Below are 17,292 nucleotides of genomic sequence, written 5' to 3' on the forward strand. Positions count from 1 at the left end.
CAATTGTTATATTATATGTATAATGAAAATTGTAGAAACTTGGAGATTATTCTTTCAATTCTACTTTTTAACAAGTGAGGGTACAGGAAGTGCAATTAGGGGAGGCAACACAACATGAAGAAAAAGATACCGTTATTACTTGCATCAACTTTAACTGCAAGTATGTTGCTTAGCGCGTGTAGCTACCAAAAAGATGACGCAAAAGCAAAAGGGAAAGAGAACGCTACGAGTAGTAGTAACGGAAAACAGATTCTTAATTTAACAGAGTTATCTGAAATTCCGTCAATGGATGCATCATTAGCATCTGATTCTTCATCTTCTACAGCATTAAATAATACGATGGAAGGTTTATATCGTATTGGCAAAGATCAAAAGAGAATGCCTGGAGTTGCAGAAGATGTCGAAAAGCTAGATGATGGGAAGAAATACATATTTAAATTAAGAAAAGATGCGAAATGGTCGAATGGGGAACCTGTAACAGCTAAAGACTTTGTGTATTCATGGAAAAGAGCAGTAAATCCAGATACAAAAGCAACGTATTCATACATTATGTTCGATATTAAAAATGCAGAGAAAATTCATAAAAAAGAATTACCTGCTGACCAATTAGGTGTAAAAGCGATTGATGATTATACATTAGAAGTAGAATTAGACAATCCCGTTCCTTACTTTATAGATTTAACAGTTTATCCAGTATTTTACCCACTAAATGAAAACTTTGTAAAAGCACAAAGTGATAAATTTGGTTTAGAGGCAAATACAACATTATATAACGGTCCATTCGTTATGAGTGATTGGAAACATGAACAAAGTTTCCAATTCAAGAAGAATCCTTCATATTGGGATAATAAAACGGTTAAAATCGAAGAAATCAACTTTAATATTGTAAAAAATACAGCAACTGATGTAAATTTATATGAGACAAACGCGATTGATCGAGCGGCTTTAACGTCTGAATTTGTTGATAAGTTTAGAAAAAGCCCAGAATTCCAAACAAGAAAAGAAGCAGGAGTTGCTTACTTAAGATTTAATCAAAGTAATCAATACTTAAGTAATAAAAACTTAAGAAAAGCAATTTCAATGTCCTTTGACCGTGATAACATTGCAAAAGTTATTTTAAATAACGGCGCAATTGGAGCTTACGGATTTGTTGGAAAAGATTTCGCTGAAGGTCCAAATAAAAAAGATTTCCGAGCTGAAAATGGAAAGCTAGTTGAAACAAATCCAAAAGAAGCAAAAAAGCTTTGGGAAACAGCGAAGAAAGAGCTTGGAACTGATAAAATCGAACTAGAATTCTTAAACTTTGATAATGAAGATGCTAAAAAAGTTGGGGAATTCTTAAAAGGTGAGATGGAAAAGAACTTACCAGGTTTATCAATTAAAATTAAACAGCAACCATTCGCACAAAAAAATAAATTAGAAGATTCTCAGCAATATGATATTGCGTTTGGTATTTGGGGACCAGATTTCCCAGATCCAATCTCATATTTAGATATGTTTGTTACGAATGGTTCTCAAAATAAAACAGGGTATTCTAATCAGAAATATGATGAGTTAATCCTAAAAGCTAAAACAGATACAAAAGATTTACAAGCTCGCTGGGACAACCTTCTAGAAGTAGAGAAGATGTTAATTAAAGAGGATGCAGTTATCACTCCAATCTTCCAAAAAGGTTCAGCGTATGTAGTAAAAGGTGCCGTAAAAGATATTATCCCAATTAACTATGGTGGTAAATTAACTTACAAATGGGCATCTGTTGAACAAAAATAATCTTTTTTTTCCATCGTTTACAAGGGTATATGCCTATGATGGGCATATGCTCTTATTTTAAAAAAATAAAAGTAAGAATATTTTAAACTATCTTATTGCTTTTGAGAAAAACGGGGAGGTGCTTGACTATGGGACGTTATGTATTAAAACGTTTCGTGTACATGGCTTTGACATTATTTTTAATTACTACAATGACTTTCTTTTTGATGAAATTACTTCCGGGTTCTCCGCTTAAAAACCAGGAGAAGCTATCACCGGCACAAAAAGAAATCATTCTTGAAAAATACGGATTGAATGATCCGGTACCAGTTCAATATGCACGTTACTTAGGTAACTTAGCAAAAGGTGATTTAGGGGTATCATTCCAATATGATAACCGCCCAGTAACAGACATGATTGTGGATCGTATTGGACCATCAGCCCAATTAGGTTTACAAGCGATTATATTAGGAACATTTATCGGTTTAATTTTAGGTATTGTTGCCGCACTTCGTAATAATACGTGGGTAGATTATAGTGCAACAGTTATTTCGGTACTCGGAATGTCGGTACCATCATTCGTATTCGCCGCATTACTGCAATATTTCGTAGGGGTAAAACTAGGCTGGTTCCCAGTAGCATTCTGGAAAGGACCAGAGTTTACTGTAATGCCTACAATTGCATTATCGATGGGAGTTATCGCGACAATCGCACGTTTCTCTCGTGCAGAATTAATTGAAGTTATGCAAGCCGATTACATTTTAACAGCGAAAGCGAAAGGAATTAGCCAAGGCGTTATCATTGTCAAACATGCACTTCGTAACGCGTTAATTCCAGTTGTAACAATTTTAGGACCAATGGTTGCGGCATTAATTACAGGAACACTTGTTATCGAGCAAATTTATGCTGTACCAGGACTTGGGGAACAATTCGTTAAATCGATTACTTTAAATGACTATACAGTTATTATGGGAACTACGATTTTCTATAGTGCGATCTTCATTTTAGTTATTTTCATTGTCGATATTTTATACGGAATTATTGATCCTCGTATTCGTTTAGCGGGAGGGAAAAAATGATGAAAGATGTACAAAAATTATCTCCAGATTTATTTCAACAAGCCAATCAAAATAATGTTGATAATGAAGTCATTGCCCGTCCAAGCTTAACGTTTTGGCAAGATGTAAGAAGACGTTTATTCCAACATAAAGGTGCGATGCTTGGCCTTGTATTGTTAGTTATCATTGCGCTATTAGCGATTTTTGGACCGATGGTAAGTAAACACTCGTATAAAGAGCAAGATTTAGGTCGTGCGAAATTACCACCAAAAATTCCAGTTATTGAAAATGTTCATTGGTTACCATTTGACGGTACAGATCAATATGGTGTTGACCAATATGAAAAACGTGATATTAAAGAGTACTTCTGGTTTGGTACAGATGACCTTGGCCGTGACTTATGGACAAGAACATGGGAAGGTACACGCGTATCATTATATATCGCTCTTTTAGCGGCAGCAATTGACTTAGTAATTGGGGTTGCATACGGAGGTATTTCAGCATTCTACGGCGGTAGAGTAGATAACATTATGCAACGTATTATGGAGATTATTAACGGTATTCCATACTTAATCATCGTTATTTTAATGGTAATCATTATGGGATCTGGTATTTGGTCAATTACACTTGCGATGGCGATTACAGGTTGGATAGGGATGTCGCGTATTGTTCGTGGACAAATCTTAAAGTTAAAAAACCAAGAATATGTATTAGCATCTCGTACATTAGGTGCAACAAATACACAATTAATTGTGAAACATTTAATTCCAAACGTAATGGGACCTATTATCGTAATGACAATGTTTACAATTCCATCAGCGGTGTTTGGTGAAGCGTTCTTAAGTTTCATCGGTTTAGGAATTCAGCCACCATTTGCGTCACTAGGTTCTCTTGTAAATGATGGTTATAAATCTATTCAAACGTATCCGCATATGATGTTCATCCCTGCGGTTGTCATCAGTATATTAATTTTAGCGTTTAACTTAATGGCAGACGGATTACGCGACGCGTTAGATCCAAAAATGCGTAAGTAAAAGAGGGGAGAGGCAAAGATGAAAACATTGTTAGAGGTAAAAGATTTACAAGTCTCCTTTGATACACATGCAGGTGAAGTACAAGCTGTACGCGGCGTTACTTTTGATTTGAAAAAAGGAGAAACATTGGCGATTGTAGGAGAATCTGGTTCAGGGAAATCAGTTACTTCTAAAGCGTTAATGGGATTAATTCCGAATCCTCCTGGACGCATTAAAAATGGTGAAATCGTATTTGAAGGTCGTGACTTAACAAAATTAACAGAAAAAGAAATGCAGCAAGTACGCGGTAAAGATATTGCGATGATTTTCCAAGATCCAATGACATCATTAAACCCAACGATGACAATTGGAAATCAAATTATGGAAGGTCTAATTAAACACCAAGGGATGAGTAAAGCAGATGCACGTAAAGTTGCTTTAGAGTTAATTGACCTTGTAGGTATTCCAAATCCAGAAGCTCGTTTAAAACAATATCCTCACCAATTCTCAGGTGGTATGAGACAGCGTGTAGTTATTGCGATGGCGTTAGCTTGTAACCCGAAATTATTAATTGCCGATGAGCCGACAACAGCGCTAGACGTTACGATTCAGGCGCAAATTTTAGAACTTATGAAAGACATTCAGCAAAAAACAGAAGCAGCAATCATTTTCATTACGCATGACTTAGGTGTAGTAGCAAACGTTGCGGACCGAGTGGCAGTTATGTACGCTGGTAAAGTTGTTGAAATTGGAACTGTAGATGAAATTTTCTACAATCCGAAACATCCATATACTTGGGGTTTAATCGCATCTATGCCAAGTTTAGATGGTTCAGAAGAAGAGTTATATGCAATCCCTGGAACGCCTCCAGATTTATTGAAGCCGCCAAAGGGAGATGCTTTTGCACCACGTAACCCACAGGCACTGAAAATTGATTTTGAAATGGACCCACCTTTATTTAAAGTAAGTGATACGCACTATGCGGCAACTTGGTTACTTCACGAGCAAGCTCCAGAAGTAAAACCGCCGGCAGTCGTTGAAAAACGCATTCTTCAAATGAAAGCAGGTGAACAACATGACTAAACAACGTGAGAAATTAATTGAAGTAAAAAATGTAAAGCAGCACTTCGACGTGAGTGGTGGTGTTGTCAAAGCGGTTAATGATATTTCATTTGATATTTACCGCGGAGAAACATTTGGTCTTGTAGGAGAATCAGGTTGTGGTAAATCGACAACTGGAAGAACGATTATTCGTTTATATGATGCAACTGCTGGTGAAGTGTTATTCGATGGTGAAAATGTACATGGTAAAAAATCACGCGCAGAGCTGAAGAAATTCAACCGTAAAATGCAAATGATTTTCCAAGATCCATATGCATCATTAAACCCTCGTATGACAGTAGGGGATATTATTGCAGAAGGTATCGATATTCACGGACTAGCGAAAAGTAAAAAAGAGCGCATGGACCGTGTTCATGAACTATTAAACACAGTTGGTTTAAATAAAGAGCACGCAAACCGTTTCCCACACGAATTCTCAGGTGGACAACGTCAGCGTATCGGTATCGCTCGAGCGCTTGCTGTAGACCCAGAATTTATCATTGCCGATGAGCCGATCTCAGCACTTGACGTATCGATTCAGGCGCAAGTTGTAAACTTACTGAAAAAGTTACAAAAAGAAAAAGGTTTAACATACTTATTCATCGCCCATGATTTATCAATGGTAAAATACATTAGTGACCGTATTGGTGTAATGTACCGTGGCCAAATCGTTGAGTTAACAACAAGTGATGAATTATATGCGAATCCAATTCATCCATATACGAAATCACTATTATCAGCGATTCCACTTCCAGATCCAGATTATGAGCGCAATCGTAAACGTATCGTATATGATCCATCACAGCATAATTATGGTAGTGAAGCACCAACAATGCGTGAAATTCGCCCAGGACATTTCGTACTATGTTCGGAAGCGGAGTACAAGAAATATAAAGAGATTTATCAATAAGAAAAAGAGCCATTCTTCTGTTATGGAAGGATGGCTCTTTTTCTACTATATAAAAGAATTGTATACATTTGTCGGTCAGTCGATATATTTAAAGAATCGCCGATATAAATCTCATGTATCATTAGTGATATCCATATGCAAAATTACTGAACTTGAACAGAAACATTCTCCTCTTGTTCTTCAGGTTTAACAAGCGCATAACGCTCCCATGCTCTACTTTTCCAGCGGAAGAACATAATAATGGCACGTGTCCATTCGTCGATGGCGATTGCTAGCCAAATACCAACGAGCCCCATATCTAAATGAAAGGCGAAAAAGTAACCTAGTGGTAAACTCATTAACACCATAGAGAATGCACCGATTAAAACAGGATATTTTGCATCACCAGCTGCACGAAGCGAATTAATGATGACGATGTTCATCGTACGTCCTGTTTCAAGTAGTACACTTAGTAAAAGAACACTTGCGCCTAACCCGATAATGTGCGGATTATCTGTAAACAGTCCCATTAATTGTGTACGGAATGTAATAACGAGAGCGACCATACATAAAGTTACACCAATTGCCCATTTTACACTTTTCCACAAGCGTTCGTATGCTTCATCTTTTTCGCCACCACCAACGAGGCGGCCAATAATAATGGCTGTTCCCATACCAATTGCAATTGCAAATAAATAAGTGAACATGGAAATGTTAGTAGCGTATTGTCTAGCAGCTAATGATTCCGTTCCTAAGTACGTTGCGTAATAAAGGAAGACGATTTGACAAGCTTGATACATCACTTGTTCAAATGCAGATGGAATGCCAATTTTTAAAATTTTCCCAATGTATTCTTTGGATAAAGTGAAGTAATATTGTAATTTCACACGATATTCCATAACGCGGTATAGTAACCAGAAGAAAACAATAAGTGCGATCAATCGACTGATAGCGGAAGAAATTGCAGCCCCTTGTACACCGAGCTCAGGGAAACCAAATTTCCCGAAAATGAGTACGTAGTTTCCAGCGATATGAATCATATTCATTCCGAGTGAAATAAACATCGCTTGCTTTGTAAAACCGTGTACACGGATAATTGCGGCTAATGAGTTAATAATAGCTTGTAGGAAGATGGCTCCTCCGACGATAGATAAGTAGTTTTGCGCATACGTTAGTACATCGCCTTGTAAGTTCATTGCGAGCATCATATGTTTCGAAAATAAAAGAAAACCAGCGCTTATAACGAGCCCAACTATTAAATTTAATGTGACGGCTAATGCTGATATTTTAGATGCTTCCATAAAGCGTTTGGAACCGAGGTATTGAGATACAACGATAGCAGCGCCGTTCCCGATGACTTCTAATACCAAAATCGCAATATGAAGATATTGATTCGCTGCACCAACCCCAGATACAGCATCGTCTGATAATGCACTTAACATGAAAGTATCAGCGATCCCCATTAACATAAAAAGAAAAACTTCTAGAAAAATAGGCCATGTTAATAAGAATAAACTTAATTTCTCAGTAGGCCCGTTTTTTGCCTGAATTGCTGCCATGTCCGTCCCCTCTTTACCGATATCTATTTTTAGCAAAATGTATCGTAACATACTTTCTTAACCTTTGCACTCATTTTAGCCTACATATTTTTATTATGAAGAGAGTGCTATTTTATGATAAAAACAAAAGGATAATTATACATAAAATATTATGAGATATAAAATTCATTTTTCTCTGATAATTTAGAAAAGTATAAAAAATATTATTTTTAACACTTTAGTATGAATAATCAGCAATATGAAACGTTTACAAAGGTATATTTTTTAACGAAAAATTTTAATGAAATAGAAATATAAATATACAAAAAATATATTTGTGTGTATAATATGAATTATTAGAACATATATATATTTCTTTTTGTTTGAAAATGAAAGGGTTAACATTTTTTTGGAGGGTGGAAGTATGAAAAAAAAGATACCAGTTTTTGTAGCATCAACAGTAGCGATGAGCATGATGTTAGGGGCATGTAGCTATCAAAAAGATGAATCGCAAGCAAACGCTAAAGGGGATAGCGGAAAAAGCGGCGCGAAGCAAGTTATTAATCTAACAGAAGTGTCTGAAATTCCGACAATGGATACAACACTTGCCTCGGATGCTGCTTCTTCAAAAGTTATGAATAATACAATGGAAGGGCTGTATCGACTTGGAAAAGGCGATAAGTTAGTACCAGGTGTGGCAAAATCTCATACGAAATCAGAAGATGGTAAAAAATATACATTTAAATTGCGGGAAGACGCTAAATGGTCGAATGGTGCCCCTGTAACAGCAAAAGATTTTGTCTATGCATGGCAAAGAGCTGTTAATCCTGATACGGCAGCAAAATCAGGATATATTATGTTAGATGTAAAAAATGCAGAAAAAATTAATAAAAGAGAGCTATCACCAGATCAATTAGGTGTTAAAGCAATAGATGATTATACATTAGAAGTTGAATTGGATAATCCAGTTCCATACTTTCTCGATTTAACAGTGTATCCACTATTTTTCCCGTTAAATGAGAAGTATATGAAAGAGCAGGGAGAAAAATTTGGTTTGGAAGCAAATACAACTCTGTATAACGGTCCATTTGTATTAAATGAATGGAAACATGAACAAAGTTTCCAATTAAAGAAAAATCCAAATTATTGGGATCAAAAAGAAGTGAAGTTAGAAGAAGTTAACTTTAATGTTGTAAAAGATACAGGAGCAGCTGTTAATTTGTATAATACGAATGCGATTGACAGAGTTGGTTTATCAGCGGAGTTAGTTGATAAGTATAAAGGACAAAAAGACTTTAAAACAATTAATGATCCAACTGTATTTTTCTTGCGTTTTAACCAAAAAAATCCGGCATTAGCTAACAAAAATATTCGTAAAGCTATTTCTAGTGCATACGATCGAGATGGTATTGGAGAGGTTATTTTAAACAACGGTTCTAAGGGAGCTTATGGTTTAGTACCATCTGATTTTGTTAAGGGACCAGATAAGCAAGATTTCAGAAAAGAAAATGGAAAGCTTTCGAAAGTCGATGTGAAGGAAGCTAAAAAATTCTGGGAAGCAGGCAAGAAAGAATTAGGTAAGGATAAAATAGAACTAGAATTTTTAAACTTTGATAATGAAGAATCTAAGAAAATTGGTGAGTATGTAAAAGGAGAATTAGAAAAGAACTTACCAGGTCTAACAGTAACAATTAAGATGCAACCATTTGCGCAAAAATTAAAACTTGAAGATAGTGGACAGTTTGATATTTCATTTACTGGATGGGGACCTGATTTCCCTGATGCAATCACATTCCTTGATATGTTTATAACAGATGGTTCACAAAATAAAATGGCTTATTCTAATGCTCAGTATGATGACATTATTAAAAAGGCAAAGCAAGAAGGCTCAGATGTAAAAGGACGTTGGAATGAACTGTTAAAAGCAGAGAAAATTTTATTTGAGGATGCAGCAATTGCGCCAGTATTCCAACGCGGCAGATCTATATTAGAAAGAGAAACGATTAAAGATGTGTATATCCACAAATATGGCGGTGAATTAAGCTTTAAGTGGGCATCCGTAGGAAAATAAAAAAAGCAGGCTAACCACCTGCTTTTTTTAATACGTTCGTTTCTTATAAATGCCTTTTCCGCCAACTTGGTTCCAGCCAGATTGTACATCCAAACTTTTGTTAACAAACTTCATTTTTTCTTTTCCACCAAAGAGCTTTTCGCCGATGCTATTTGTAATGACACCAATCAATGCTGTTATTCCGATGATGAGGGCAGCAACCGTAATAAAATCAATAAAAAAAGCAATCATTTGAAAACTCCCCCTTTGCCTGTCTGTATGTTTATTGTATGAGATAAAAAATGAAAAAGAAAGAAATGTCAGAAAAATATTTAATTTACTTTAGAAATCATGTAGACAGGAGGGAGGATATTTGTTAAAATAAGAACAAATGTTCCTTTTTATTCTCATTTGTATAGTCTTACATTTCTTAATTGATTTATCAAGAAAAAGTAAGAAAACGTTCTCTTTTTCATAGGGAAGATTATAGATAAATAACTATATATTATATGAAAAATCTATGGGAAGTGAGTAGTAAAAGGGTTGAAAGTTATTGTTAAAGTACAGCTGAAATGAGCGTAATCATGTTACATAGCAGTGAAATACACGGGAGAGTTTTCTCAACTAGCAGGAAATTTACTGTATATTTCTTGCAAAATCTATTGTATAATGATTATAGAAGTTACTTATTAAAAGTAATTGTTGTTTATTATAAGTTGTTGCTTACATGAAATGTGATTTTTGTACTTTTCAATAAGACAAGTTATCACGAAAAATTGCTGAAGTTAGAAATTAAAACTGTATTTAGTACAGAATTTGTACTCTTTAAGGAGAGTGAGCTTTGTATGGTAACATTATATAGTTCTCCAAGCTGTACGTCTTGTAGAAAGGCGAAATTATGGCTAGAGGAAAATCATATTCCCTATACAGAACGTAATATTTTCTCAGATCCATTAACGATTGAGGAAATTAAAGAGATTTTACGTATGACAGAAAGCGGAACGGATGAGATTATTTCTACTCGTTCGAAAGTTTTCCAAGAATTGAATGTAAACTTAGAGTCTTTACCACTTCAAGATTTATATAAGATGATTCGTGACTATCCAGGGATTTTACGTCGTCCAATTATGATTGACGAGAAACGCCTTCAAGTTGGTTACAACGAAGACGAAATTCGTCGTTTCTTACCACGTACAGTAAGAACGTTCCAATTACGTGAAGCACAACGTCTTGTAAATTAATTATAATAATATGAAAACCTTCTACCTATTATATAGTAGAAGGTTTTTTAATGTTTCACATTGCGTAATCGAACTTGTTGTACAATAAAGCCGATGCATAAAATAGTGAAAATGAACAAATAAGGAATGCTTGCAGTGAAACTTGGATTGTTATGAAAAAAGGTTGCAAGTCTGTCTTCATGTGTAACCATTTTTCCTGCAGTATAGGCAAGAATTGCTGCACCGCAATAAATGAGGAATGGAAATCGCTCCATAAGTATTAAAATAAGTTTGCTGCCCCAAATAATAATCGGGATAGAAATGAGTAAGCCGATTATGACGAGTAAAAATCTCCCGTGAGCTGCACCTGCAATGGCAATAACATTATCAAACCCCATAACGAGATCCGCGAAAACAATTGTCCGCACAGCTTGAAATAAAGTTGTTTTTCCTTGAATAGAAGAAAGATCGTTGCTATTATCGGTTAATAAATTGACTGCAATTAATGTAAGTAAAACCCCGCCAATCAATTGTAGAAATGGAATGTCGAGTAAATAGACAGCTAGTATAGTAAGGACAATTCTTAGTACAATCGCTAAAAGAGTACCGATCAAAATAGCCTTATTTCGTTTCGATTCAGGTAAATTTCGGCTAGCTAGTGCGATGACGATTGCATTGTCACCACCTAATACAACATCGATACCGACAATCATTAGTACGGATGTTAAAAACTCTAAGTCCATTCGTCTGCCTCCATTTATGATGTTTTAATAAGCGAACTATATGTATGTGATGAAGAAAGTTGTTGTTAAATAATCTCTTCTAATAGAAGTTTCACTTTATTACAGTGTACGGGGGAATGTGGAAATGTATGTCCAAATTTTTTGTAAGTAAGAAATCGCTATAATAATATATTTACGTAGTTGATCGAGTAAAGATAGGCATATAACTATTTTTGTAAAATAAATCGATTTTATTTCCATTCTGGAGAATCTTATCATAAAATGAGAGTACAAGAATCTATTGATTTGTCATATGAGTGGGGAATCCCTTCATAACAATTCTAAGCAGGAAGGGAGAGTTGTATTTTGGATATTGAAAGAATTAATGATCATACGATGAAATTTTTTATTACGTACATTGATATAGAGGATAGAGGATTTAATCGTGAAGAGATTTGGTATGATCGCGAACGAAGTGAAGAGCTCTTTTGGGAGATGATGGACGAAGCTCGTGATCATGACGATTTCTTTATTGATGGGCCGTTATGGATTCAAGTGCAAGCAGTCGATAAAGGGATTGAAGTACTTGTCACGAAAGCAGAGCTTTCAAAGGACGGGCAAAAGCTGGAACTACCGATAGGGGTAGACAAAATTATAGATATTCCTCTAGATGAAGGCATCGAATCATTATTCCAGCAAGAATTAGTCGAAGAGGTAGAAGAACAAACAGGAACAAACTTTAATGAAGATGGTACGTTTGGCTTTTTAATTAAGTTTAATGATTTTGAAGATGTCATTTCATTAAGTCATCGTCTTATCTTTGAAGATATAAAAGATGAGCTGTATTCATTTGAGAACCGCTATTATGTATATGTGGAATTCGATGAAGTGCTACATGATGAAGAAGAAATCGATCGTATTTTAAGTATTATTTTAGAATATGGAGAAGAATCAACTTTAACAATTCATCGTGTAAGTGAGTATGGAAAACAAATTGTGAAAGAGCATGCGCTTGAAACGATTCGCAATAATTTTCCTGCTAAAACGTAGGCCGATTTCTGTAGTATGAAATCGGCTTTTTATATGAAGAATAGGAAAGCTTTCTTAGTTAGGAGGTAAGAGATGAAAAATACGTTAAAGCTGATTTTCTTTATACTGCTATTGTTCGCATTATTTGTTTCGTTACGTATGTTTATTGATGTAGCATTTTATTCAGATGTGATTGGGATAAAAGATGTTTCGGTTTTAGGTATTATTAGTATTTTATTTACAGTATCTGCGTTTTTAATTGGTTGCGTTATTTTCTTAGAGAACCGTCATCCGTCAAAAACACTTACATGGCTCATTGTGTTAGGTATTTTTCCGGTATTTGGATTCTTCGCTTATTTATTATTCGGACAGAACTTTCGGAGGAAGAGAATGTTCCAAAAGAAGGCGTTGCTCGATGAACAAGCGTTTTTACAATATAAGGGGCATGAAGATTACGAAGAACGGATTTTACGCAATCATAAGCATCAAGAGCTGTTATTTCGTTTAGCGGATCGCTTAGGCGCTTTAAATATTTCATTTCAAACTGAAACGAGAACATTAACAAATGGAGATGAAACGTTTCAGGCCATTTTAGATGGATTAAAACGAGCGAAACATCACATTCATATGGAATATTACATTGTGCGTGATGATAAGCTTGGAACGGAAATTAAAGATATTTTAATACAAAAATCAAAAGAGGGCGTAGTCGTTCGTTTTTTGTATGATGCGGTTGGAAGTTTTAAATTATCAAAATCGTATATTGAAGAATTAAACGATGCAGGAGTCGAAATGATTCCGTTCTTCCCTGTACGCTTTCCGATTTTAAACGATAAAATTAATTATCGAAATCATCGAAAAATCGTTATTATTGATGGAAATGAAGGCTTTGTAGGTGGATTAAATATTGGTGATGAATATTTAGGGAAGGATAAGTACTTCGGCTTTTGGCGAGACACACATTTATATTTGCGTGGTGAAGCTGTACAAAGTTTGCAGCTTATTTTCCTTCAAGATTGGTTTTATATGACTGGTGAGGCTGTGCTAGCCCCTGAATATTTACAAGCGAAAGCAGTTGAGGGGGAGCATTGGGGAGGCGTGCAGCTTGTTGCAGGTGGGCCTGATAATAAATGGGAAACGATTAAGCATTTATATTTTGCCATGATTGCTTCTGCTCGGAAATCCATTTGGATTGCAACGCCGTATTTTATTCCGGATGATGATATTTTATCCGCATTAAAGGTTGCTGCACTTGCTGGTATTGATGTTCGTTTATTAATGCCGAGTAAACCGGATAAGCGTACTGTCTTTTACGCATCGAGATCTTACTTCCCAGAGCTTTTAGATGCAGGTGTAAAGATATATGAATATGAAAAAGGTTTTCTTCATAGTAAAGTTGTCATCGTCGATTCTGATTTAGCTTCAATTGGGACAGCTAATATGGATATGAGAAGTTTTCATTTGAATTTTGAAGTAAATGCCTTTTTATATGATACAGATAGCATTCGAAAACTTGTTCAAGACTTTAAAGATGATTTAGAAGAATCAAGTGAAATTCATGTTGATCATTTTCATAAAAGACGTCTTCATAGACGAATTGTTGAATCAACATACCGCTTATTATCACCTTTATTATAAAAAGAGATGTCCGAAATTGGGACATCTCTTTTTTAAAAGGAATTTGTAACAAATTGTAGAATATAAGGAGCTGAAAGGGTGTGATTACGATATTTATCGCTAAAAGAGAAAACGGAGAGAAAATTCATTTACTCTATAATTGTAATGAAAAGCTTTTGCGCCGTATGCGTCAACAAGAACGATTCTTTTGTGTAGCTTGTGGAAAGGAAGTGCAAATGAAATTAGGGAAACAAAAAAGTTGGCATTTTGCTCATAAAAAAGTGAATTCATGTCTTGCCTTTTATGAAGCGGAATCAACGTATCATATGCACGGTAAAGAATTGTTATATAGATGGTTCAAGCGTCAAAACTTTCAGGTGGATATAGAGTACTACCTTCCAGAAATTAAGCAACGACCAGATGTTTTTGTAGAGAGGGCGGGCAGAAAAATTGCAATTGAATACCAATGTGCAAACCTCGCTATAGAGCAGCTGTACAAAAGAACATATTCGTATTGGCAAGCTGGTATACAGGTCATTTGGATCGTTGGTGGAAATCAATTGAAAAAGCAATCTGCATATTGGATGAAATTTTCCTCACTTATGGCTTTCTCCTTACAATCTTATCCTCAGCCACTTCTTATTTTCTTCTGTCCGAAACAAAAATCATTTATGAAATGTGCATTTGTCACTCCCTTTTCTACAAATGTCTTTTTCTCACATACTATATATTTACCAACTGATACGACTACTTTTGAAATGCTTTTTTCTCCCGTTCCTTTCGGGAAAGAAAGATTGGGTGAAGAGTGGAAGAAGAGAAAGAACTACTTCCGCAAAAATGCCCTGCCGATTTGGAATTATAATTATAAGTCATTATTACGCCTCTTATATCAATTTAAATGTACCCCAGCAAGCTTTCCTTCTGAAATTGGTGTTCCACTCCCTTCTGCATTTGCTTTACAAACAAACCCATTTATATGGCAAGCTTTCCTCTATATGAAGTGTATAGGGGAGCTTGCAGTGGGAGAGTGTATTTCTCTTCAATACGTGTGTAGTTATGTAAAAAGGTATACGAAAAGGCGGATACTTCCGTACTTTTCAAAGCACATATGGAAAGTGGCAGTTACTGAATATATGACATTTTTATGCTATATAGGTGTTTTGTGTAAAGTGGGAACTTATACGTACCGGAAAATAAGGGATGTCGTGATGTTAAAAACAGAGGAGGAAATTATGAAACATGATGAGATTTGCTTAATACATGCGCTATCTTTATTTGAGGCAAATTTTAACATGAGAGGAGGAAAAGGGGATATAATAAAGAATGATTGTGAAGGAATTACATAAGAAAAAACGAATTGTACTTAAGTAGAGATATTTAAAGGAGGGCTTAAAGAATGTCTGAACAAAACAAAGTGAAAGCATTACCAGATCGCAACGAGATTGAAGAAGCAAGTACGTGGCGATTAGAAGATATTTTCCAAACGGATGCAGAATGGGAAAAAGAATTCCAAGCTATTAAAGAGCTATTGCCGAAGTTAACTGAATTTAAAGGGAAACTTAGTGACTCTGCGGACAATTTACTTGAGGCATTGCAATATGAAGATGAAATTTCAATGCGATTAGGTAAGTTATATACATATGCTCATATGCGTTACGATCAAGATACAACAAACTCTGTATATCAAGCATTAAATGATCGCGCAACAAATTTATATTCACAAGTATCTAGTAGCACAGCGTATATTGTTCCTGAAATTTTATCGATTTCAGAAGATACACTGCAAACATTCTTGAAGGAAAATAGAGATTTAAGTGTATATGAACATGCATTAGAAGAAATTACACGTCAACGCCCGCACGTATTATCAGAAGCTGAGGAAGCTTTATTAGCGGAAGCATCTGAAGTAATGAGTTCATCAAGCAATACATTCGGTATGTTGAATAACGCGGATTTAAAATTCCCATCTATTAAAGGGGAAGACGGAGAAGAAATAGAAATTACACATGGCCGTTACATTCAGTTTTTAGAAAGTGATGATCCTCGTGTTCGCAAAGATGCATTTAAAGCTGTATATGAAACGTACGGAAAATTTAAAAACACATTCGCAAGTACGTTAAGTGGAGCAGTAAAACGTAATAATTTCAATGCGCGTGTTCGTAAATATGATTCTGCTCGCCAAGCTGCATTGAGCAATAATAATATTCCGGAAGCAGTATACGATCAACTCGTTGAAACAGTAAATGACAACTTACATTTATTACACCGTTACATCGATATTCGTAAGCGTGCACTAGGACTTGATGAGCTTCATATGTATGATTTATATACACCACTTGTACCAGAAGTGAAAATGAATGTGAAATACGAAGAAGCGCAAGACCTTTTATTAAAATCTTTAAACGTACTTGGTGATGAATATGTTGATATTTTGAAAGAGGCATATGAAAATCGCTGGGTAGATGTGTATGAGAATAAAGGAAAACGAAGCGGGGCATATTCATCTGGTGCATATGGAACAAATCCGTATATTTTAATGAACTGGCATGATAATGTAAATAATTTATTTACACTTGCTCATGAGTTTGGTCATTCGGTGCATAGTTACTATACAAGAAAAACACAACCGCACGTATATGGTGATTATTCCATCTTCGTAGCAGAAGTGGCATCTACTTGTAATGAAGCGCTTCTAAATGATTATTTATTAAAAACGACAGAAGATAAGAAAGAGCGTCTATATTTATTAAATCATTATTTAGAAGGGTTCCGTGGTACTGTATTCCGTCAAACGATGTTTGCAGAGTTTGAACATATTATTCATAAGAAAGTACAAGAAGGACATGCTGTTACGCCAGACATGCTAACGGAAATTTACTACGATTTAAATAAGAAATATTTCGGTGACGCTTTAGTAATCGATGAAGAGATTGGTTTAGAATGGTCTCGTATTCCACACTTCTACTACAACTATTACGTATATCAATACGCAACAGGATTTAGTGCAGCGACAGCTCTATCTAAACAGATTTTAGAAGAAGGACAACCAGCAGTAGAACGTTATATTAACGAGTTCTTAAAAGCAGGAAGCTCTGATTATCCAATTGAAGTGCTGAAAAAAGCAGGAGTAGATATGGCATCTCCTGAACCAGTAAAAGAGGCACTACAAGTATTTGAAGAGAAATTAAATGAATTAGAAGCATTATTATTTGAAGAAAAGTAATGAAAAAAGACGAGGGATTGTATCCTCGTCTTTTTTGTTGAATAGATTTAATGTCGATATTTGTTGAAAAAAAGATGAATTTC

14 protein-coding genes are annotated in these 17,292 nt (G+C 35.3%); 11 read left to right on the top strand and 3 right to left on the bottom strand.

All coding sequences use genetic code 11. From position 1 onward, the window contains the following. Nucleotides 1-114: 114 nt before the first annotated feature. From HFD78_RS01920 to HFD78_RS01940, 5 genes are all read left to right on the top strand, one after another. Nucleotides 115-1,770, top strand: coding sequence for a peptide ABC transporter substrate-binding protein (locus HFD78_RS01920; protein ID WP_000727218.1), 1,656 nt, complete (start codon nt 115-117; stop codon nt 1,768-1,770). Nucleotides 1,771-1,898: 128 nt separating this feature from the next. Next, nucleotides 1,899-2,828 (top strand): oligopeptide ABC transporter permease, encoded by a 930-nt coding sequence (opp3b, locus tag HFD78_RS01925; protein WP_000534172.1) that lies wholly within the window; start codon nt 1,899-1,901, stop codon nt 2,826-2,828. Beyond that, complete coding sequence (opp3C, locus tag HFD78_RS01930) at nt 2,825-3,841, top strand: oligopeptide ABC transporter permease (protein WP_000974106.1); 1,017 nt, start codon at nt 2,825-2,827, stop codon at nt 3,839-3,841. The genes opp3b and opp3C overlap by 4 nt, the downstream gene beginning before the upstream one ends. Before the next feature lie 18 nt (nt 3,842-3,859). Continuing rightward, entirely contained in the window at nt 3,860-4,903 is a 1,044-nt protein-coding gene (locus HFD78_RS01935; RefSeq protein ID WP_000854346.1) for an ABC transporter ATP-binding protein, read from the top strand. Beyond that, nucleotides 4,896-5,831, top strand: coding sequence for an ABC transporter ATP-binding protein (locus HFD78_RS01940; protein ID WP_000166348.1), 936 nt, complete (start codon nt 4,896-4,898; stop codon nt 5,829-5,831). The genes HFD78_RS01935 and HFD78_RS01940 overlap by 8 nt, the downstream gene beginning before the upstream one ends. A 143-nt stretch (nt 5,832-5,974) precedes the next feature. Here HFD78_RS01940 and HFD78_RS01945 read toward each other — a convergent pair whose 3' ends face one another. Then, the gene (locus HFD78_RS01945) at nt 5,975-7,420 is read right to left on the bottom strand and encodes an MATE family efflux transporter (RefSeq protein WP_009327244.1); all 1,446 of its coding nucleotides are present in this window, start codon (nt 7,418-7,420) and stop codon (nt 5,975-5,977) included. 352 nt (nt 7,421-7,772) lie between these two features. On the opposite strand from HFD78_RS01945, the gene HFD78_RS01950 reads away from it, so the two are divergent. Beyond that, nucleotides 7,773-9,419, top strand: a complete 1,647-nt coding sequence (locus HFD78_RS01950) for a peptide ABC transporter substrate-binding protein (RefSeq protein WP_000727251.1) — start codon at nt 7,773-7,775, stop codon at nt 9,417-9,419. Nucleotides 9,420-9,446: 27 nt separating this feature from the next. Here HFD78_RS01950 and HFD78_RS01955 read toward each other — a convergent pair whose 3' ends face one another. After that, nucleotides 9,447-9,650 (bottom strand): hypothetical protein, encoded by a 204-nt coding sequence (locus HFD78_RS01955; RefSeq protein ID WP_000559971.1) that lies wholly within the window; start codon nt 9,648-9,650, stop codon nt 9,447-9,449. A gap of 593 nt (nt 9,651-10,243) precedes the next feature. On the opposite strand from HFD78_RS01955, the gene spx reads away from it, so the two are divergent. Further along, complete coding sequence (spx, locus tag HFD78_RS01960; RefSeq protein ID WP_000258267.1) at nt 10,244-10,639, top strand: transcriptional regulator Spx; 396 nt, start codon at nt 10,244-10,246, stop codon at nt 10,637-10,639. Between the two features lie 47 nt (nt 10,640-10,686). Here the strand turns inward: spx and HFD78_RS01965 are convergent, their stop codons facing one another. Further along, nucleotides 10,687-11,361 (bottom strand): TerC family protein, encoded by a 675-nt coding sequence (locus tag HFD78_RS01965; RefSeq protein WP_000362615.1) that lies wholly within the window; start codon nt 11,359-11,361, stop codon nt 10,687-10,689. A 345-nt stretch (nt 11,362-11,706) separates the two neighbouring features. On the opposite strand from HFD78_RS01965, the gene mecA reads away from it, so the two are divergent. From mecA to pepF, 4 genes are all read left to right on the top strand, one after another. Then, entirely contained in the window at nt 11,707-12,390 is a 684-nt protein-coding gene (gene mecA / locus HFD78_RS01970) for an adaptor protein MecA (protein WP_000350716.1), read from the top strand. Between the two features lie 72 nt (nt 12,391-12,462). Continuing rightward, a complete protein-coding gene (locus HFD78_RS01975) occupies nt 12,463-14,007 on the top strand; it encodes a cardiolipin synthase (protein WP_000799198.1) in 1,545 nt (514 codons plus the stop codon). 80 nt (nt 14,008-14,087) lie between these two features. Next, a complete protein-coding gene (locus HFD78_RS01980; protein ID WP_000628332.1) occupies nt 14,088-15,332 on the top strand; it encodes a competence protein CoiA in 1,245 nt (414 codons plus the stop codon). Between the two features lie 50 nt (nt 15,333-15,382). Continuing rightward, on the top strand, nt 15,383-17,209 hold the full coding sequence (pepF, locus tag HFD78_RS01985; protein ID WP_000003366.1) for an oligoendopeptidase F: 1,827 nt from the start codon (nt 15,383-15,385) through the stop codon (nt 17,207-17,209). Nucleotides 17,210-17,292: the final 83 nt, after the last annotated feature.

Source organism: Bacillus sp. EKM501B (genome assembly GCF_011800505.1).
In the GTDB taxonomy this organism is placed as follows: Bacteria; Bacillota; Bacilli; order Bacillales; family Bacillaceae_G; genus Bacillus_A; species Bacillus_A cereus.